This is a genomic window from Pseudomonas mandelii (genome assembly GCF_002251635.1).
GTDB lineage: Bacteria > Pseudomonadota > Gammaproteobacteria > Pseudomonadales > Pseudomonadaceae > Aquipseudomonas > Aquipseudomonas mandelii_B.
Genome location: NZ_NMOJ01000050.1, coordinates 139,897 through 159,468, shown reverse-complemented (window position 1 = coordinate 159,468; position 19,572 = coordinate 139,897). Strand labels below are relative to the sequence as shown.

The following is a 19,572-nucleotide window of genomic DNA, read 5'->3' as shown; positions in this document are numbered from 1 at the left end:
CCACTCAAATGTATATATTCATACGAGTGGATCTGTCGGCTCGTTCGCGGATCGGGAGTCGGCGAGAGATTCGTCTCGCCCCTTCATTCGCTCCATCAATTTAGCTGTAAATCGAGATCGGGATACAGATGAAGCTTTACGTGCTTTCAGATCTGCACAACGAGTTTTCTCTGTTCGAGCCTGTGCCCGGGGACTACGACCTTGTCGTGCTGGTGGGTGATATTGATGTCAAGGCGAAAGGAGTGAGGTGGGCCAATGAGGTCTTTGAGCGCCCGGTGATTTACGTGTGCGGTAACCACGAATTTTATGGCGGGCATATCGATTCAACGCTGCAAAAAATGAAGGAGCAAGCTCTGCAGCACGTCCACGTTTTAGAAAACGAGACCTTTGTTTGGAATCAAACACGGTTTCTTTGCGCCACTGGGTGGACTGATTTTTCGTCGACCGGAAACGTTGTTGCGGCATCCCAAACAGCATGGGATTGGATGAATGATTTTCGAGTCATTCGGACTGAAGAAAACTACCGACGCTTGCGTCCGTCCGACCTCATCAGTCGAAACCACGCGTCGTTTGCTTGGCTCTCCAAGGAGCTCGATGAGCCATTCGATGGCAAAACCGTAGTCGTTACGCATCACGCACCCATCCCCGAAGTAATGGGTGACAAACATGAGGGGCATTTGAGTGCTGCTTACTCAAACAGTTGGCACGAGCTTCTGGATAAAGCGGATCTTTGGATTTTTGGACATACCCACCGCTCAGTCGGCGTCACGTTTGGGCGATGCCGTGTGGTCTCAAATCCTCGTGGTTATCCAGGTGAACAAACGGGTTTCGATCCAGGCCTTGTAATCAGCCTTTCTTGAGCTCACTGAAATGGCCGTCAACTTAAGGCTTCTATCAAAATGCTCACGGTTTTTGACGCTCACACCGTTCAAGCGGTTGCTCCCATTGTGCTGCGCAAGTGCAGCCAGTGGCAGCGCGGCGAACACGCGTGGGAGGCACGTGCACACAAAACATTGCTCCATGAAGTCTCTGGTTCAGCGCTTAGGTGTAACCCCGGCATGAATGATTTTCCACTGAGCGTTCCGGCTGCTGTAGCAGCGGCGATGGCGATCGATTTCGGGATGTCTGTCACGGCTTATCTGGTGGCCGCCGTAGATACCCCTCCGATACTTATGGGAACGGTGTTTGGCGATACGAAGGGGCGATTTAGGGAAGGCACCAGTATCAGAACATCAAGGATACAAAAGGCGTTCTTCATCGAGGGCTACTCGTTGTTCAAAACTGTCGGTGGGAGTCTATACGTTGTAGTGAGTTGGGTGCCGCCCGGAAACAACGTTTACATGAATCGTGTTTACCACTGATCGATCAGTAAGGGATTCGTTTCTGGATGGCCGTTGAACCTTTTACATTGCGGCGAAACTTCGCAGGAAAATTAATATCTGCTTGGACTATCGAAAGGACGAGCAGATAAGGGTGGTATTGAGAAAATATGGTTGTTTCAGATACAGAGCTACTAGGTGAGTTGCTATTCGGGTCAGCACGCGTCTTGGGTGGCTCAGGGCTTGACGACAGTGAGTTGATCGAACTGGCCACAGAAATCTTCTCCGACAAGCCATTCTGCATCGTTCGGCAGTGGATGTTGTTGGACGTCATGCTCCCGGATTCTCGGGATAAGGAAATCAAAGCACAAGGCCTTGAGGCAACGATTTTATATGCCCAAACAATGGTGTTCGACAGCAATAACAAGCACCAGCCAGGCGACAGCATCCTCAGCGATTTTCAGAGCGACTTCGAAGGGTGCTTTTTTGAAAGCAAAGATAAACTTTACATCCTGGCTGGTCGTGGAGCCCGCAAGCATGCCAGCTTGCCTGCGGTCAAAGCGTTGGGGGGCTTGATTGAAGACCCGTTATCCTTCTTCTGGAAAACGAGCGTCAACTGATGCGGCGGTTTATTGGGGCTCTGAGCCTTCAGTAGCTTGAGCTTGGAGTTTATTCAGAAGCTCCTGGCACTGCTCATCAAAGAAGAGTTTTCCAGATTCTGTCGATAAGAAAATTCTAATCTTTCGTCCAATACCTATCCCTAATCGACAATAGTCGAAGCAGAATGATTCTGAGCAAATCAGCGACTCCACTGGTGTAACGATAGGAATATAACCAACGAATACCGCCGTGTCTTGTTCTGCGGGATGTGTGTTTAAATGAAATACCGCAAAAGAATCCTTATGTTCTTCGTCGGTCGATAGCTGAATTTCCCAATCACAATGCTCATTCAGCGTTTTGTTGTACTGCTTGATGTATTCCGCAGAATTGTAGTTCATGGCGCTCTCCTTGTTCTTGTTGTGAGTTAATTATAAAAATGGAGCGATGACGGTCGCAACCCTCTTTCTCGAAGTTTTAAGAACCCGGTTGTGAAGCGAGAAGGCGAGTGAGTGTGCCTGCTGTTGAAGCGTGACGTGCTTTAAAAAATACTGATATTAATAAACGAGTGGCGAGAGCAGCGTTGCATGAGCGTTTGCCAAGGCTTGGCTCGTAATTTTTCGGGAGATTGGGGGGGGATTCCCTTTTTATGCGGAATGCCTTGCTCGCCTTTCGATTGAATTAGAAACGCTGATCGAGAAACTATTCTTCGCTGTCCAGCGCACCCAACCCCCCCCAGAAACGCTGGGGACTCGTATTTATCACGGCACAGGGAGGCTTCGGTAATTCGCCGAGACGTATGGAGTCCATCACTCTTCAAATTCACTCGGATGGCCATTGGCACGACGTACTGGTCGTCAGCTTCGATTCGCTTAAAGATAGCCTGCGCAGCCGGTGCATCACTCACTACCTGCCCGAATATCTTGCGGATCAGTACATTCAGCTGGGTACGGTTAAAGCGCCAGCCATCAGTGCGAATATCCCATTGGAATGGGATATTCGGCGAGAGCTCGCCCCAGCTTTTCTGCACGACATAATCCCGGCCGGTGCTGCACGTCGGTACATTCTGTCGAGAATGGTAGTACCGCCAAAGATGTCGATTGATCTCTTTCTGTTGCAGCAACTCACTGCTGCTCCCGTTGGACACATGCGCATAAAAAGCGCCGCCGAAACGCTGTATCCGACAAACAAAGTGACTGGTGGGGCTACGCGATCAGAGGTTGTTCAGGAAGGAATGGGCTTTCTGGATCAGGCCAGGGAATCGGGATGGCCAATAATCGGCGCGCTCGGGGCTGGGGGCGTAGCTCAAAAAATGCTGCTTGTTGAGGATGCTTCGGGGCAGATTTATCCCAACGGAGCGCTAGACGACGCAGATGTGTGCCGACATTGGTTCGTTAAATTCCCGCGTAACAACGCAACCAAATTAGACCGAGACGTCCTGCATTCCGAATACTGCTTTTACCGCGCGTTGGGCCAGTTGGGGATCGACACGATCGCCGCTGAGGGGCTGACATACGAAGCGGCGAAAATGCCCAGTATTTGGATGCAAAGATTCGATCGCAAAGTCTCTTCGGGGGGGATTGAGCGTATCGCAGTAGAGTCAATGTACTCACTATGTGGCGTCACCCATTCGGTTATTCGTATGGATCATATCGATGTCGTGGATCGTCTAGCGAAAACATGGATTGCCGCAGACCAAGAATCTGAAATACCCGACATGATTAGCGAATACCTGCGGCGGGATTTGATCAACTTGATTGTCGGGAACACCGACAACCATGGTGGAAACCTCTCGATCCTCCGGAGTAAAGAACGAGTGAGCTTTGCACCTATTTACGATCTTGCTCCCATGGTGTTGGATGTTGAAGGTATTGTGCGAAGCACTCGGTGGCCAACAGCAATGGAACGATTAGGGTCGGTCGATTGGGCGGCCGTTTGTGCTCACTTTGCTCATAGGGTAAATCCGGAATGGCTATTCGATCGCTTAAAGGCGGACGCTCGGTTGTTGCTGGCGTTGCCGGATTTGCTACTGGATATAGGGCTACCGGAGCAAGCTTGGCGCTCGCCACTTGTTCCGTTGAGTCGTCTGGAAGATGCGTTTCGTAATTGGAAGTTGATTTGACTGATCCAATTCTAGGTAAGCGTCGCATTTCCCTCTAATCATCTCCTGCCGGCACAGAGCTCTCGCAATGCCTGATCAACGCCTCATAGTTGCTTGTGTTCAAATCACACACACACACACAATCGGTCTTGCAGCTCTCTCTATGAGCGGCAACATGCTGCATATCTCGCATCCAGCATCGAAGAAACCGTCGCCAGTCAATTGCATAACTTCCTTGCGGTAGCCGTGAAGAGCGCGCGCTCGCTGCTTCGAACCTCGCGTGCCATGGCTGTGGGATTTGCTGGTCGATCACGATAACGAAAAGGTGGCCATCGCTTCCTTGGAGTTCTGTTTCTGGAACACGCTCGCGCAATTCATCGACCGTCATCGAATAGGCGTTACCGATCGGGTTTTCGAGATCCTGGGGCTCTATGTCTTTAAGCTCTGCGAGCAACGGTTTTGCCTCCTCAGAACCAGGGCGTAATCGTTCGAGCGCCCAGAGAAGCCTGCGTCGTTGATTCTCGCGCAACCACAAAGTCTTTAGGCCGGTATGCATCGGTGTTTCCTTATCACGGTATACGTAGCTAGTTCGCGGATCGAGTAGCCTGTGTTCGAGCTCACCAGCAACACTGGTCTGTTAACTATTTTCGATGCGTAATGCCGGCTTAACTCCTATCCGGCGTCATAGCTTTCGAGAAACTTTGACTACAGGTCGATGGTGACGTGTTCAATTGTAAGAGCCATTTGCAGCGACTAGACTCCAGACCATGAAACGCTATCTGCGGTTTTGCATCATCTTCATGATCAGCTTGGCGCTTCCCCTCAGCGGGATGGCGGGCGTTCAGGCACCGACAGAACCGTGCCCAATGAAGACGATGGGCATGGCGATGATGGACGACATGGGGATGGACTGCTGCAACGATATGAAAAGCCCTTCCGAGCACGGCAAACCTTGTAAGCCGGGCCAGGAATGCAAGACAGGCGGCATGCTGCAAGTCTCGATCTTCAAGCCTCCTGTAACCGTATTCAGCCCTGTAGTGCTGTCATTCTTAAGCGATTCCTTACCTGTAAAGACCTCGTCCGGGGTTTGGCGACCGCCTCGCGTTTGATTCCTGTCCCACATTGAGCGTCATTCCGCATTAGCGGGATGGACTAGCTGCGCGCATGTCTTTTTTCGTGTGCAGTGGACGATCACAGGAATCGTAAACATGAACCCTAAGTGCTATTGCACAGGTTGGTCACTCGTGGCCGGCCTGGCGGCATGCATGCTGGCATTGCCGAGCCTCGCTGCCGGCTTAACGCTCGATGAAGCGTTGCGACTGGCAGAAAACAATGCTCCGTCGCTGACCGCACAAGACGCGAAAATTCAGGCTGCCAGCAATGCAGCCATCCCTGCTGGTGAATTACCTGATCCCAAGCTCCTGGTGGGCGTGCAGAACTACCCCATCGGCGGCCCGGATCGTTGGAGTATCGACCAAGACTTCATGACTATGCGGATGGTCGGGGTCAGGCAGGAGATGCCCAATAGCGACAAGCGCAAAGCGCGTATCGAAGTCGCCGATGCAGCTATTGATCGTGCCTCTGCGGAGCGTCGAGTCGAACGTCTGAAAGTGCGCCAGTCCACGGCGTTGGCCTGGATCAGCAGCTACTCGGTTGAGCGCAAAGATGTGCTGTTCCAGGACTTCTACAAAGAAAACCGCCTGCTGAGCGATACCGTCCGGGCCCAAATTGCCGGTGGCCGCGCTCAACCCGCCGATGCGGTGACACCCAAGCAGGAAGCAGCTCAACTGGCGGAGCAGCAGGACGATCTGATTCTCCAGAGAGCACAGGCTCGAGCGGCCCTCAAACGCTGGATTGGCTCCGCCGCCAACGATAAGCCTGTGGGCAGCTTGCCTGAATGGCCCGTCGACACCTCAAGTTACTCTCATAAACTGCAACACCATCCCGAGTTGGCAGCGTTTGCACCGATGACCCGCGAAGCGCAAGCCAAGGTTCGTGAAGCTGTGTCGGAGAAGCAGTCAGACTGGAGCTGGGAACTGGATTACCAGCGCCGTGGCCGTGAGTTCGGCGATATGGTCAGCGTGCAATTTTCCTGGGATCTACCGCTGTTTCCTGACTCTCGCCAAAACCCTAAAATCGCAGCCAAACAGGCGGAACTCAGTCAGCTTGAGGCCGAGCGCGAAGCCCTGTCACGCGAGCATACCCAGCAACTGGAAAACGAACTGGCTGACTATGAGCGCCTGAATCGTGCGGTACGCCGTAACCAGGAAAGCCTGTTGCCGCTGGCTAAGGAAAAGGTCGAACTCAGCATGGCCAGTTATCGCTCGGGAAAAGTCGATTTAAACGCCGTTGTTGCCGCCCGTCGTGAACTCATCGAGGCCCGCCTCAAACAGATCGACGTGGAAGAGCAGCGAGCGCTGACCAGTGCGCGGTTGTATTTTGCTTATGGGGAGTCCAGCCAATGATCCTTAAAAAAGGGAACGGGGCATTGTTGGTAGGCATCTCGCTGGCGTTCGGTATTGCCGGTGGTTACTGGTTCGCTCAACAGCGCATGAATGGGGTATCCAGTTCTGCCCAGGAGCAGAGCCTCGATTCACCTGACCAACGCAAGGCTCTGTATTGGTATGACCCCATGTACCCGCAGCAAAAATTCGATAAGCCGGGTAAGTCCCCCTTCATGGACATGCAACTGGTTCCTAAGTACGCCGGTGGCGCAGGGGATCGTGCGACCGTCAGTATCGATCCGAGTCTGACCCAGAATCTCGGTCTGCGTTTTGCAACAGTCACCCGTGGAATCCTTGACTCCAGCCTCGATGTGACGGGTGTTTTGGGATTCAACGAACGCGATGTGGCGGTGATTCAGGCACGCACCACGGGCTTTGTGGAGCGGGTCTATGCCCACGCTCCCGGTGATGTGCTCAAAGCCAACGCGGCGTTAGCGGATATCCTGGTGCCGGAATGGGCCGCTGCCCAGACAGAGTTTCTTGCACTGAAGCGCAGCGGGGATGCTGACCTGTTGGCTGCGGCCCGTCAGCGACTGCGGCTCACCGGTATGCCAGCAGCATTGATTGCTCAGGTAGAGCGTGGCGGCAAGGTTCAACCCTACCTGACTCTCACCAGCCCAATTGGTGGTGTGCTGCAAGAATTGAATGTACGTGCGGGTATGACTGTGGCTACTGGCGATACTTTGGCACGCGTCAATGGCTTGAGAAGTGTCTGGCTCGCCGTGGCCGTTCCAGAATCGGATGCCGGATCGATCACCGTGGGGCAGGTGGTCGAAGCGCGTCTGCCAGCCTTCCCAGGGACAATGCTCAGTGGCAAAGTCAGCGCGATTTTGCCCGAGACCAACCCGGACAGCCGCACGCTTCGCGTGCGGGTGGAACTCCCCAATCCCGACGGGCGCCTCAGACCGGGTTTGACGGCGCAGGTACGCTTGAATCGCTCGACCGGGCAAAGTGTGTTGTGGGTGCCGAGCGAGGCCGTCATCCGCACTGGCCGACGCGCCTTGGTGATGCTCGCCGAAGACGCGGGCCGCTACCGTCCAGTGGAAGTGCACCTCGGGCAGGAAAGCGATGGCAAGACGGCGATAGTGAAAGGTCTGGAAGAAGGCCAGAAGGTGGTTACGTCTGGCCAGTTCCTGCTCGATTCGGAGGCCAGTCTTAAGGGAATCGTTGCAAACTCGGAGGAAGCGTCACTGCCCAGCGCAGCAACTTCCAGTTTTCATGAGGCGGATGGGCAGATCGTTGAGATCAACGACAAAGAAGTCACACTCGCCCATGGCCCCTTCAAGACGCTGGGCATGCCTGGTATGACGATGACGTTCCCACTCGCTAGTCCGGCGCTGATGCAGGGCCTGAAAACGGGCGATAAGGTTAGGATCGCAGTGAGCCAGACCGACGATGGTTTGCGTGTTGAGCGTCTGGATAAATCGGGGAGCCAGCCATGATCGCTGCCCTGATTCGTTGGTCAGTGGCCAACCGATTTCTGGTGCTACTGGCGACGCTGTTTGTCACGGCGTGGGGTATTTGGTCGGTGCAGAGCACGCCCATCGATGCGCTGCCGGATCTCTCTGATGTTCAGGTAATCATCCGCACCCCTTATCCGGGACAAGCGCCGCAGATTGTCGAGAACCAGGTGACCTATCCGTTGGCCACCACCATGCTCTCGGTGCCGGGCGCCAAGACGGTGCGCGGCTATTCCTTCTTCGGCGACAGCTTCGTTTACGTGCTGTTCGAAGACGGCACTGACTTGTACTGGGCTCGCTCGCGGGTGTTGGAGTATCTGAGCCAAATACAAAGTCGGTTGCCGGCCAGCGCCAAACCGGCGTTGGGGCCGGACGCCACGGGCGTGGGCTGGATTTTCCAGTATGCACTGGTGGATCGCAGCGGAGGACACGATCTGGCGCAGCTACGCGCACTTCAGGATTGGTTCCTCAAGTTCGAACTCAAGACCCTGCCCAACGTAGCCGAAGTGGCCACCGTGGGCGGCATGGTCAAGCAGTACCAGGTGCAGCTTGATCCGCTCAAACTGGCCAGCCTCGGTATCACTCAGTCTGAGGTGACTGAAGCTATCGGCAAGGCCAATCAGGAAACTGGTGGCGCGGTGCTGGAGATGGCAGAGACCGAGTTCATCGTGCGCGCTTCCGGATACTTGAAGACGCTCAATGACTTTCGGGCGATCCCGCTCAAGCTGGGTGCGGGTGGCATACCGGTGACCCTTGGCGATGTCGCCACGATCCAGTTGGGGCCGGAAATGCGGCGTGGCATTACTGAACTCGACGGCGAAGGCGAGACCGTCGGCGGCGTGGTCATTTTGCGCAGCGGCAAGAATGCTCGCGAGACCATTGCGGCGGTCAAGACCAAACTCGACGAACTGAAAAACAGCCTGCCGGCCGGGGTGGAAATCGTCACCACCTACGACCGCAGCAAGCTGATCGACCGCGCTGTTGAAAATCTCAGCCACAAGCTCATCGAAGAGTTCATCGTCGTCGCGTTGGTGTGTGGGATCTTCCTCTGGCACCTGCGCTCATCCCTGGTGGCGATCATCTCCTTGCCTGTTGGTGTGTTGATTGCCTTCATCGTCATGCGTTACCAGGGCATCAACGCCAACATCATGTCCTTGGGCGGGATAGCCATCGCCATCGGCGCCATGGTCGATGCCGCCGTGGTGATGATCGAGAACGCCCACAAGAAGATTGAGGCATGGCACGCGGCCAATCCGGGGGAAGAACTGAAGGGTGAGCGTCATTGGCATGTAATGACCGAAGCGGCGGCAGAGGTAGGCCCGGCGCTGTTCTTCTGTTTGCTGATCATCACCCTGTCGTTTATCCCGGTGTTCACCTTGCAGGCCCAGGAAGGCCGCTTGTTCGGCCCGCTGGCTTACACCAAGACCTACGCCATGGCGGCAGCGGCCGGGTTGTCGGTGACGTTGATCCCGGTGCTGATGGGCTATTGGATTCGCGGACGAATCCCCAATGAGCAACAGAACCCGCTAAATCGTTGGCTGATCCGGATCTATCAGCCAGCCCTGGACGCAGTCTTGCGTCGACCAAAGATCACGCTGTTCGTGGCGCTATTGGTTTTTGTCAGTGCGCTATGGCCAATGTCTCGTTTGGGTGGCGAGTTTCTCCCCCCGTTGGACGAGGGCGATCTGCTCTATATGCCTTCAGCTCTGCCGGGGCTGTCGGCGCAGAAAGCGGCGCAACTGCTGCAACAGACCGACCGCCTTATAAAAACGGTGCCCGAGGTCGAACACGTNTTTGGCAAGGCCGGCCGCGCCGAAACCGCCACCGACCCGGCGCCGCTGGAGATGTTCGAAACCACGATCGAGTTCAAGCCGCACAAGCAATGGCGTCCAGGCATGACCCAGGAAAAGTTGGTGGAAGAACTGGATCGAGTGGTACGAGTCCCTGGGCTGACGAATATCTGGATACCACCGATTCGCAACCGTATAGACATGCTTGCCACGGGGATCAAGAGTCCCATCGGAGTGAAAGTTGCCGGCACCAACCTGACGGAGATCGATGCCGCTACTCAGGCGGTCGAGCGGGTGGCCAAGGGTGTGCCCGGTGTCAGTTCGGCATTGGCCGAGCGCCTGACCGGCGGGCGCTATATCGATGTGGATATCGACCGCGCGGCAGCCGCGCAATACGGTCTGAACATCGCTGATGTGCAGTCGATTGTGTCGGGGGCCATTGGCGGGGAAAACGTCGGGGAGACCATTGAAGGTCTCGCACGCTTTCCGATTAACGTGCGTTACCCACGTGAGTGGCGTGACTCGGTCGGCAGCCTGGAGCGATTACCGATTTACACTCCGTTAGGCAGCCAGATCACCCTCGGCACTGTGGCGAAGGTCAAGGTCAGCGACGGGCCGCCAATGCTCAAGAGCGAGGACGCACGGCCTTCTGGCTGGGTATACATCGACGTGCGGGGGCGAGACATTGCCTCGGTGGTCGCCGATCTACGCCAGGTCGTCAATGAGCAGGTCAAGTTGCAGCCCGGCATGAGCCTGAGTTACTCAGGACAGTTCGAGTTTCTAGAAAGAGCCAACGCACGCCTCAAACTGGTGGTGCCTGCCACGCTGTTGATCATCTTTGTGCTGCTCTACCTGACTTTCGCCCGCTTCGATGAGGCGTTGCTGATCATGGCCACTCTGCCATTCGCACTGACTGGCGGAGCATGGTTTCTCTATCTGCTGGGATACAACCTGTCGGTCGCCACCGGAGTCGGCTTTATCGCCTTGGCCGGGGTGTCTGCCGAGTTCGGCGTAATCATGCTGCTCTACCTGAAGAACGCCTGGGCCGAGCGTGAAGACCTCGGCGACAACACTGAGCGTGGGCTGGTTGCGGCCATTCGCGAAGGCGCTGTGCAGCGCGTTCGACCCAAGGCCATGACCGTTGCCGTGATCATTGCCGGCCTTTTACCCATTTTGTTGGGCAGCGGTACTGGTAGCGAAGTGATGAGCCGCATCGCCGCGCCTATGGTCGGCGGCATGATCACGGCACCCTTGCTTTCCCTGTTTGTCATTCCGGCAGCCTATCGCCTGATGCGTCGCCGGCACCTCATAGTTGAACCCATCAAGCCTCAAGGAAAAGTCGTATGAAACTGACCATGATTGCAGTTGCAAGCACCGTATTTGCGCTTTCACTTTCTGTCCATGCGGAGGACATGCCTGGCATGAAAATGGACGGTATGGAGGGCATGGAGATGAAGCAGGATACAAAACAGGCTCAAGTTGCCAATGCCGAGGGAACGATCAAGTCTATAGATACTACGAAGCATACGGTGACCATCTCCCACGGAGCTGTTCCAGCCTTACAGTGGCCGCCAATGACAATGGCTTTTTCCGTAACGGAGAAACAGCTGGCAGGGCTGATAGTCGGAGACCGTGTATCGTTTTCCTTTAGGCCCGAGGGTGGTAAAGCCGCAATTGTTTCCATTAAAAAATAAGACTGTAACGACGAGAATTACGCTTTCTGACGCTAGTCACTTTCGGTTAATTCACTCAATGGGAAAAGAGGTGGGTCAGGAGGATGCTCGAAGAGCGCTTTTTTCCGACTGCGGACCTCCAAGATGGGCCGTTTTGGGTCGATTTTTGTCCCTCACGACAGACAGAAATCGGCCAGAAGCAGCCGCTGGACAGACTAGTGGCAAATAGGTAGCGTCAACCTTCAGCACTGAAACTTTAGCGCAGCTAAGCTTGGCGTCATCCGTGTCGCGTTTCTCCTTGGGCTATGTCGCGCTGCGATTCCCACCAGGCTAGAAAACGGCTAGCAGGACGACAAGAAACGTTATAGAGCATCACTGCCGCGCTCAAGCGCGGGAGTGATGTCACCAAATGGTAGTGAGAGGGCACTCAATGGTAACGCGATCCATGGACGAAGTACGTGCCGATTATATTTCCACGATGGGACAAGAGCTCGGTGCTAATTTCTACGAACTTTATAGAGAACTCGTAGAGCTTCATGTTCTCTGGCAGCAGTATCGGCAGCTTTTCGGAGATTCAACTGACACGGTTCAGCTGCTCAATAGAACGGCTGGTTTATTCTTTAAAATCGTGCAAGATGAGCTTTGGGATAGCGTACTCCTGGGCGTGTCACGAATGACGGACCCACCTAGTACAGGAAAAAAAAAGAACCTAACCGTGCTGTCGCTTTCACCACTTATCACTGATTCCGCGCTAAGGGCGGAGGCTCAGGATCTCTGCACTAAGGCGGTAACGGCAGCAGAGTTCGCCCGCGAGCATCGCAACAAACGTATAGCTCATCAAGATCACAACTACTTTAGTAACCGAAACTCCAATCCTCTCAGCGGCATCAGCAGAGCTGCAGTCGAGGATATGCTCGCAGCACTAAGAGATGTCCTGAATCGCCTAGACAATCACTTCCGAGACAGCACCGTTTTGTATGAGCAATTCGTGGATGATAGTGGGGCTAGGCTGCTAGTCCATAAGCTAAGTAGACTCGAGCGGCTCCAAGGATCAGTGCCACAAAAAAGCGCCCCCTAACAATGGGCTCAAATAGTTCGCTTCGTTCACCGGGATCGGCTCAGCCGGCCCTTTAGCTTAATCGCTATGAATGTCTGCAGGGGGCCGATTGCGTACCGTCGTGATAGACGGCAATCGGCCAAAAGCGGTCAGTCTATGTGTGCACGAAAGTAGCGCGATTCATTCAACAATGAACTGGTTCATCCCTGAGGGGACTGATTTAGGCAGAGCTTCATCAGTTGACAAAATAGGATCTGATTGCAGTGCCTCTAGAAACGCGACGACTGCCCCCACGTCGTTTGGCGCCATCGGGTAGATCTCGGCAAGGATGGGGGAGCGGTACCTCAATAGCCGCCCCGCGAGTTCCGCTTCGCGAGGTCGGCCTTTCTGTGCGGCAAACATTAATGGAATGGGGTTAAAGTGATGACTAATGACTTCTTCCAAGGATTTGAATACACCGTTGTGCCCCCATGGCCCAGTGCGCGTAACATTACGTAGCGGTGGAGTACGAAATTGAAAGCGATCTATGGCCAATCCCGTCGCTTTTGCCCTTCCATAATCTAAATAACCTCCGTGCTTGCCAACGTCGAGTTGCGGAACGGCAAGTCCGTGATATTTAAAGTCCGAGAATTCCTCTCCTGTATGACAAACCGCACAGCGCCCTTTCCCGAAGAAAATCATCGCCCCTTTTTTTTGCTGCGGGGATAAAGCTGAGATTTCTCCACTTACATAGCTATCCCAAGCTGCTGGTTTAAGCTGAAACGCTAAGGAAATGTAAGCTGCCAAGGCATTGCCAATATGAGTGATATCAAACTTGCTTGTAGCCGGATAAGCTGACTGGAAAAGTCTTCTATATTCGGACTGCATAGGGGTCGAGGCGGTCGAAGTGCCTAGCAAGCGTTTAAGTAAATTACCATAAACATTCAATGTGCGCTCTTGAAAGTTATCAGGGTCGACTGTCATGTCAACTAGATCCGCATGGTAGGTGGCTTGGTTCTCACCTCCGCGGCGTACAGATCGGCCCAGCATCTCATCAGGTTCCACTTGGGGGAAGGTTGCTGCGACGGCAAGTAGATTTTCGAATCCCTTTGGCATTTTATTACCCATAGGCGATTCAAAACTGCCATTTTTGCCAATCTGTACTCGTCCGTCCCAAAATAAAGCGGTAAAATCGCTTTCTCCACGATTAAAAAACGGGAGCACATTCCTGGGTATTACAAAAGCTTCTGGAGATTGAAGCCTTTGCTCTCCCACTCCGCTTGAGCCGATACCCACGGCCATAGGTAATCCGTCAACACTGCCTTTGCTACGGACGTGACAAGTCGCGCAAGTCGTGTTGTTTGGCCCCCCCATGATGGGATCAAAAAACAGCATCTGCCCTAATTTTTCCTTCGGGCCCATGAACAACGGCCTGATAGTCATGGGCTCAACCCGATAGGCAGTGAGCACTTTCCTCAGAAGTTGATCTTCATGGTTAAGTTGCGATGCCTGCAGATGGCTAATCCACGATAGGAGAATAAAATACGTAAGAATCAGCTTCCTCATATTAAAATCTATCCATGCGATGAGCATCGACCATCTGCTGTACCGTGATTTGTTCGACTTCAAGAACCTCCAGGCCTAACATCGCCAGTTGGTCTTCTGATAGTCCCTGAATTAATAGCTGCTTACGAAGTATGTCGTAGTCGTGACAGACCATCATCCCAACGTCTGCACTTAACCTGAGACGCTCGGACTGTGGATCATTTCCGATTAATCCCCGTAGCGCAGCTTCCTCATGCATTGCCAAGTCGCACTCTAAAGCGAGTCGCTTGTACTCATCACCGTGACTATATTCGGCGATAAGCGGTCGAACATAATCTTGGAAAACAATGAAGCCCAGTCCGATCACGGATATCACGGGAGCCCAAAGTCGAAGATATCTATAGACCCTGCGATTCATTTGGGAACAATCACGCCTAAGGCGTTCAGTGTTTGCGTACCCATCATGCCATCTGCAGGCAAGCTGTTATGAGACTGGAACAATTTCAGTGCCAAACGAGTTTGCTCTCCCATTACGCCGTCTATGGTGCCAGGTTCATAACCTTTGATAATCAAACCCATCTGTACGCGCCTAATTAACTCCATGAGTTTTTTATTATTAGGATCAAAATCTGAGCCGATGGGGCTGACTGTCGAAGGCCTTCCTGCATCTACAGGATTGCGGCTACCGGTGGAACCACCAAGACTGTTCGAACCGCTCGCTCCAAAGTTGCTTGAGTAAGGTGTTTTTGGTGCTGAATAGGCAGGGCTGGGGGGGGGATAAGTTTTACTTGGTGCCGTGTAAGTCCGGCTTGGAGCAGAGTAGGAACCGCTTCCTGAACTGTGAGATGAATGCGAGGAATGTGACGAGTGGGATCGATGGGCTGCGTATAAATTATCGCCGGGCATGTTCAGCGGTCGTAAGCTGACCGGGTCAAATCTGCTGGCGAAAGGGTTCTTCAGTCCCTGCTCCAGGGCTTGCACGTCAGTGTTCACCAAAGAAGTTCCGGCAACGAACGCTGACAGCGACGTGATGAATTTAGACATTGATAATCCCTTCAATTTTTTGGATTTTCATCGAAAATTTACCTGGGTGATGCCATGAGAAAAGACCTGCACACTCTGTTTTCACTCTGCAAGTAGCACAGTCCTCCGCAAACGTACGTTTCCAATCGGAGATGCTTTTGTGTGCATACGGCCACAGAATTTGTGGCAAAGCGCAGAGTGGGGCATTCATCAAAATGGCAGGTATTTTCGCTCGCTTCAGTGTTCTGATGCCGTGACTGAGCTCAGCGCTCCATTCTCGAAGGTCAATGTCGGTCAGTTCAGGGTTTGCCAAAGCAAAGCCAATGGGTTCGCATGCCATTAATGCGACCTCACGTACGAAAGGCAAATTACGACCAATGAATTCGCAAAGCGCTGCAAGGTTTTCCAAAACAGGGCGAATGAGCACAATTCTCAGCTGGACGGCTTGCCCAAATCGACGAAGATTCAATAGACCAGCCAGTGTCTCCTCAAATGCCCCCGGGCTCTGAACGACGAAGTCATGTAGAAAGTCGGCATGTCCATAGAGCGGCACCATCCATGTTACGCGCTCACTCAACCCCTTTAACATGTGCTCAGCATAGATCGGATTAGCTAACAGCCTGCCATTGCTCAGCACGTCGTACCGAGTGCTAGGATGTTGATGAGCAAAGGTATCAAGCACAAGACGCAGATGCTCACCCAGCAACAAAGGCTCCCCTCCGGAAAATCCCAATGTATGCGGAGAGCTAGCTATATGATTGGCGACTTCTACCGCCTCGTTCACCAACCAGCTATCGTCTTGTTTTGTCGGGGGCTGCGAGCACATTAGGCAATAGCTATTGCACCGATTGGTGAGGAAAACAGTGTGGTGCTGGTCTGTATACCGATATAGGACATGCGCGTGATTCATGTGGTCGGCGAAGGCTACTACGTCTTCGTCCATCAGAATGCCGCCGGTTTCAACCACAGGCTCTGCCTGCCATTGGTCTGCGACATGGAGACTAGATGTCAGTGAAATCAGGTTGGTTAGCCCAGCACTACGCAGTTGCGCAACTTTGGTAATCCCCTCCGCATCTGCGGCCCTCACTAAAAATCTCAATTCGGGTCGCCACTGCGCGCTCAAATTCTCGAGCGAAATCACTCTAGCTACTGTTCGATATTCAACGCCATGCGTTCGTACACGGACCTTACGCATTAGAGTATCCAGCGGGGTGAGCCCAGCGATAGGCAATATCGAGAAAATCGTCGTCGGCAGTTCGTAACTTGCGAAAAAAGTATTCGAAGAGCCACTTATGTCGTTTGCAGTGTTCAGTAAGCAAAGCAACAGTCCTCATGTCGCCAAACTCGGCTTGCGCCCCAACTGGATCAGGCCCGCAAAAGCTATTGAACGCGCAAGTTTCACAGCCTACTGCTTGAGTAGAAATACTTGTTTCTATCAGCTGCCTCATGACAGGAGACGCCATTAACTGTGCAAGGGAGTCACCAATAGAACCTAAACGCAAAGAACCATCTCCCGTTTCGGCGAGCATCCGTGCCTCGTCGCTTGGATAGACATAACCGTCGTAGTTGTAGACCAGAACAGCAAGGCCAGACCCTGTCGGGCTTTGCAAGTCGACGTAACCCGCATCGAAGGGTGATAAAAGCTTGTTAAAAATTAATGCGGCGGTACCTTCACGTAACTCAGTACCTCTGGCGTTCCATTCTAAGACACGTTGCAAAGCTTTCTGATAGAAGTTTGTGAATTCTGGAAGAGTGTATCCCAAATGCTTGATGTTGCGTCTGGCAAATCCATATAAGCTTAACGGTCGCATGAAAATTTCGGTGAATCCATTTTTCACGTACTCGTCCACAATGGCCTCAGGGTACGCAAGAGAGGCTTTAGTTGTGGTCATCAATGCTGCTACCGCTTGTGGGCCCATGATACTCCGTGCCAGTTCGATTCCTGCCAAAGTCCGGGCGTGCGAATCACGCGATGGTATTGGGCGGTTTTTATTGTGCAACAACGCCGGGCCATCAAGGCTCGTTGAAAGGTAGACCTGGTTACTTCTAAAATACTCACACATTCCAGAGGTTAATTGGTGCAATGTTGATGCAACCACGAAACGAATACGGCGCTTGTGCTCCAGATTCATCTTTTGAATAAGATCAATTGCTCGTTGGATAAGATCGAAACGGAGCAGCGGATCGCCACCTTGAAACTCAATTGTCAGAGCATTGGCCTGACTTTGAAAAATAGTCGCGCAGGAAGCATCAATCTGAGATGGACTCATTGAGTGACCCACATCTTCAAGGCGTCTGCTGACTTGGCAGTATTGACAAGAATGTTCGCATTGAAGGGTAGGCACAATTATGTGCAAAGACTGACCTGCCAATACAGTTTCTTTCCGGGCTGCTATTCGCGATCGTAATAGCTCTAGAGTTCCGATAGAACTATTTCCGGTTAAAAAATACTTAGATTGTAGTTCCGCGCGCTTTTTGAGCTCTAATGTTTCAGGTGTTTGGATTAGAGCCAACAATTCCTGTTGCGTCAAAAATGTATGGTCACCTGCAGCACTAACTGCTACAACGGACTGATCGTCGAGTCGATGAAATCCGAATGGCAGCAGGCTTCCCGCAACGAAGTTAGCGTTCATTCAGAAGCACTCATAAACATATCCAATCGTACTAATGTATTTGGTGGGATTTTCCTACGAGTAACTTCGTCATCCAATAATTGCGTCAAAAGCCCATTGAGCGTAGGAATGTTCGATTTTACTGAACAAAAGGCCTGAAGGCCCGTGTCCACCTGCCGCAACTCGTACCCTCTATGAATCAATTCAGCTTGAAGAGCAAGCGATAAAGGGCGGTTGATATCCACCCAAAGCTTGCCCGGAGATGACTCAGGATAGATGAGATTGATATTCGTCACGAGCAACATTCCATTGATTTGCTATTATACATTGGCTCCATTTCCAAAGAGCTGATTGCATGCTGACGTGATCTGCCGATGAGACCAATTCCAACATTACTTTTTTACTCTGAACTCAAATCTCGACGAAAGAAAGCAATATGATGTCACTCCGTCCAAATTTTTTTGGCTGACACAAACGCGCGCAGCTAGCGGTGGCTTGCCTTTCAAAAATCAGGTGGGCTAGAACCCCCAGTTTTCGACTCTGACTGACAGCTTTTGGCCGATTCTGTTGAAAAAGTCGATTCTTCCAGACTGCCCGCATACTGATCACTGAAAACGCCTTTTTTGCGCGCCGCTACGCGAAATCTGAGCCTGGAATCCTCTGCTCAATGTAAAGATTTCAATCTCAAGCGCATACTTTTCTACCGTGGAAACCATGGCCGGCTTTTTCAACAGAATCGGCCGTAAGCAGCATTCCACGACGGGCAGCTATGGGTCGATCTCTGTCTGTCATCTCTATCATTATGATTGAGTCGAAAGCGGAACCATCTTGAGGGTGTTCAATTCGTAAAGCGTTTTTTGCACCACAATGACACCAGAATGCCTGTGGCAATCGACACCATTGGAATGCTTGAAGCAACGCTCAGCGTTGGAAACACCAACAGTATTTGCGAGTCGTTACCGCCGAGCATCATCGAAGCCCCAATCCCCATCAAAATACCCGCCAACAAATGAACGCCTGCCTTTGATGGGGTAAAGGCCTCGAAACGAAACATTTTCCCGTACACGGTAAAACTCAGCATGCCTGCCAGCAACATGACAAACACAGCAATACGCCGGGCGCTGATTGCCATATCGGCTTGCCAGAACAACTGCGAAACATTGTAAAAGAACACACTCGGTGTCCATAACGGCTCGAACGTATAGAGCGCACTCGTCAACGCCCCCAGCAGCATACTGGAGAAAACCAGGTGTTTATTACCATGTATGGCGACCAAAAAAATCAGCACCAGCGCCACTACACCGATCAACAGCCAGTAATGGCGGCTGGAAATTTCGGGCATCAGAAGGGTCTTCTGTCGGGCATCATGCGCATGTCATACCAGAGCACGATCCCCAGGACCCAGCCGATCATGGTGAACAGTTTATTGAAATTGCCACTGGCAAACCTGGTCAGCGTACCTACGCTGCAACCGTTGTTCAGCACCGATGCCACCCCGAACAACATGCCTCCCGAAACCAGTAAAGGATAGGAAATACCCGGCGAGTACAGCGGCAGGCTGACCTCGGAGAAACGATAGAGCTGGGCCAGCAGCAACCCGAACAATCCACACGATGTCAGTGCCACAAACAACGTCGGGCGCCCCGCCAGCAATTGTTTGCTCGCTTTGACAAGGCACATGCCCATGCGCTGCGAAACCCAGCCAATCAGGAACGCTAATACCAACGCCATCAATAAAGAGAAAACCATGTTCGTGCGCCACTGCTGATTTGGATGGACCGGGCCTCACCAGGCATCAGCGTAGCCCTCGATTAGGCTACCTGTGTATCGGACACAGTCGTAAGCTGACGGTCGCTTTGTATCGCCCTCTGGTTTCGTAGAGGTTGAATGACTGTTCCTGTCCGAGGCTGTG

The 19,572-nt window shown here is 52.8% G+C and carries 20 protein-coding genes; 10 read left to right on the top strand and 10 right to left on the bottom strand.

What is annotated here, in order from left to right:
• Positions 1-128: 128 nt before the first annotated feature.
• The 3 genes from B7L09_RS08200 to B7L09_RS08190 all read left to right on the top strand — a co-directional run bounded on the left by B7L09_RS08200 (position 129) and on the right by B7L09_RS08190 (position 1,939).
• Complete coding sequence (locus B7L09_RS08200; protein WP_010461595.1) at positions 129-860, top strand: metallophosphoesterase; 732 nt, start codon at positions 129-131, stop codon at positions 858-860.
• A gap of 39 nt (positions 861-899) precedes the next feature.
• The gene (locus tag B7L09_RS08195) at positions 900-1,361 is read left to right on the top strand and encodes a ricin-type beta-trefoil lectin domain protein (RefSeq protein ID WP_010461594.1); all 462 of its coding nucleotides are present in this window, start codon (positions 900-902) and stop codon (positions 1,359-1,361) included.
• Between the two features lie 128 nt (positions 1,362-1,489).
• Positions 1,490-1,939, top strand: a complete 450-nt coding sequence (locus B7L09_RS08190) for a DUF6957 family protein (RefSeq protein WP_010461593.1) — start codon at positions 1,490-1,492, stop codon at positions 1,937-1,939.
• 9 nt (positions 1,940-1,948) lie between these two features.
• On the opposite strand, the gene B7L09_RS08185 is transcribed toward B7L09_RS08190, so the two are convergent.
• Positions 1,949-2,317 (bottom strand): hypothetical protein, encoded by a 369-nt coding sequence (locus B7L09_RS08185; RefSeq protein WP_010461592.1) that lies wholly within the window; start codon positions 2,315-2,317, stop codon positions 1,949-1,951.
• A gap of 398 nt (positions 2,318-2,715) precedes the next feature.
• On the opposite strand from B7L09_RS08185, the gene B7L09_RS08180 reads away from it, so the two are divergent.
• Positions 2,716-4,038, top strand: a complete 1,323-nt coding sequence (locus B7L09_RS08180; RefSeq protein WP_010461591.1) for a type II toxin-antitoxin system HipA family toxin — start codon at positions 2,716-2,718, stop codon at positions 4,036-4,038.
• Positions 4,039-4,072: 34 nt separating this feature from the next.
• Here B7L09_RS08180 and B7L09_RS08175 read toward each other — a convergent pair whose 3' ends face one another.
• On the bottom strand, positions 4,073-4,573 hold the full coding sequence (locus B7L09_RS08175) for a hypothetical protein (RefSeq protein ID WP_010461590.1): 501 nt from the start codon (positions 4,571-4,573) through the stop codon (positions 4,073-4,075).
• Between the two features lie 211 nt (positions 4,574-4,784).
• Here B7L09_RS08175 and B7L09_RS08170 point away from each other — a divergent pair, with 211 nt between their 5' ends.
• From B7L09_RS08170 to B7L09_RS08145, 6 genes are all read left to right on the top strand, one after another.
• Positions 4,785-5,126, top strand: a complete 342-nt coding sequence (locus tag B7L09_RS08170) for a hypothetical protein (protein WP_094468402.1) — start codon at positions 4,785-4,787, stop codon at positions 5,124-5,126.
• Positions 5,127-5,225: 99 nt separating this feature from the next.
• A complete protein-coding gene (locus tag B7L09_RS08165; protein WP_094468401.1) occupies positions 5,226-6,482 on the top strand; it encodes a TolC family protein in 1,257 nt (418 codons plus the stop codon).
• Positions 6,479-7,963 carry an efflux RND transporter periplasmic adaptor subunit gene (locus B7L09_RS08160; protein ID WP_094468400.1) on the top strand — a complete coding sequence of 495 codons (1,485 nt, stop codon included), beginning with the start codon at positions 6,479-6,481 and terminating at the stop codon, positions 7,961-7,963. The genes B7L09_RS08165 and B7L09_RS08160 overlap by 4 nt, the downstream gene beginning before the upstream one ends.
• Positions 7,960-11,118: an efflux RND transporter permease subunit gene (locus tag B7L09_RS08155; protein WP_094468399.1), complete on the top strand. Its 3,159-nt coding sequence runs from the start codon at positions 7,960-7,962 to the stop codon at positions 11,116-11,118. Before B7L09_RS08160 ends, B7L09_RS08155 begins: the two co-directional genes overlap by 4 nt.
• Complete coding sequence (locus B7L09_RS08150) at positions 11,115-11,465, top strand: copper-binding protein (RefSeq protein WP_094468398.1); 351 nt, start codon at positions 11,115-11,117, stop codon at positions 11,463-11,465. The genes B7L09_RS08155 and B7L09_RS08150 overlap by 4 nt, the downstream gene beginning before the upstream one ends.
• 424 nt (positions 11,466-11,889) lie before the next feature.
• The gene (locus B7L09_RS08145; protein WP_010461579.1) at positions 11,890-12,522 is read left to right on the top strand and encodes an AbiU2 domain-containing protein; all 633 of its coding nucleotides are present in this window, start codon (positions 11,890-11,892) and stop codon (positions 12,520-12,522) included.
• Between the two features lie 159 nt (positions 12,523-12,681).
• Here the strand turns inward: B7L09_RS08145 and B7L09_RS08140 are convergent, their stop codons facing one another.
• The 8 genes from B7L09_RS08140 to B7L09_RS32335 all read right to left on the bottom strand — a co-directional run bounded on the left by B7L09_RS08140 (position 12,682) and on the right by B7L09_RS32335 (position 19,409).
• The gene (locus tag B7L09_RS08140) at positions 12,682-14,046 is read right to left on the bottom strand and encodes a His-Xaa-Ser system-associated MauG-like protein (RefSeq protein ID WP_010461578.1); all 1,365 of its coding nucleotides are present in this window, start codon (positions 14,044-14,046) and stop codon (positions 12,682-12,684) included.
• A 1-nt stretch (position 14,047) separates the two neighbouring features.
• On the bottom strand, positions 14,048-14,392 hold the full coding sequence (locus B7L09_RS08135; protein WP_141213437.1) for a TIGR03982 family His-Xaa-Ser system protein: 345 nt from the start codon (positions 14,390-14,392) through the stop codon (positions 14,048-14,050).
• A 47-nt stretch (positions 14,393-14,439) separates the two neighbouring features.
• Entirely contained in the window at positions 14,440-15,069 is a 630-nt protein-coding gene (gene hxsA, locus B7L09_RS08130; protein ID WP_081853960.1) for a His-Xaa-Ser repeat protein HxsA, read from the bottom strand.
• On the bottom strand, positions 15,062-16,243 hold the full coding sequence (hxsC, locus tag B7L09_RS08125) for a His-Xaa-Ser system radical SAM maturase HxsC (protein ID WP_042932270.1): 1,182 nt from the start codon (positions 16,241-16,243) through the stop codon (positions 15,062-15,064). The genes hxsA and hxsC overlap by 8 nt, the downstream gene beginning before the upstream one ends.
• Positions 16,236-17,681, bottom strand: a complete 1,446-nt coding sequence (gene hxsB, locus B7L09_RS08120; protein WP_042932268.1) for a His-Xaa-Ser system radical SAM maturase HxsB — start codon at positions 17,679-17,681, stop codon at positions 16,236-16,238. Before hxsB ends, hxsC begins: the two co-directional genes overlap by 8 nt.
• A complete protein-coding gene (locus B7L09_RS08115; RefSeq protein ID WP_141213436.1) occupies positions 17,678-17,956 on the bottom strand; it encodes a hypothetical protein in 279 nt (92 codons plus the stop codon). Before B7L09_RS08115 ends, hxsB begins: the two co-directional genes overlap by 4 nt.
• A gap of 542 nt (positions 17,957-18,498) precedes the next feature.
• Entirely contained in the window at positions 18,499-19,002 is a 504-nt protein-coding gene (locus B7L09_RS32340; RefSeq protein ID WP_238547521.1) for a YeeE/YedE thiosulfate transporter family protein, read from the bottom strand.
• Positions 19,002-19,409 carry a YeeE/YedE thiosulfate transporter family protein gene (locus tag B7L09_RS32335; RefSeq protein WP_238547520.1) on the bottom strand — a complete coding sequence of 136 codons (408 nt, stop codon included), beginning with the start codon at positions 19,407-19,409 and terminating at the stop codon, positions 19,002-19,004. The genes B7L09_RS32340 and B7L09_RS32335 overlap by 1 nt, the downstream gene beginning before the upstream one ends.
• Positions 19,410-19,572 lie beyond the last annotated feature (163 nt).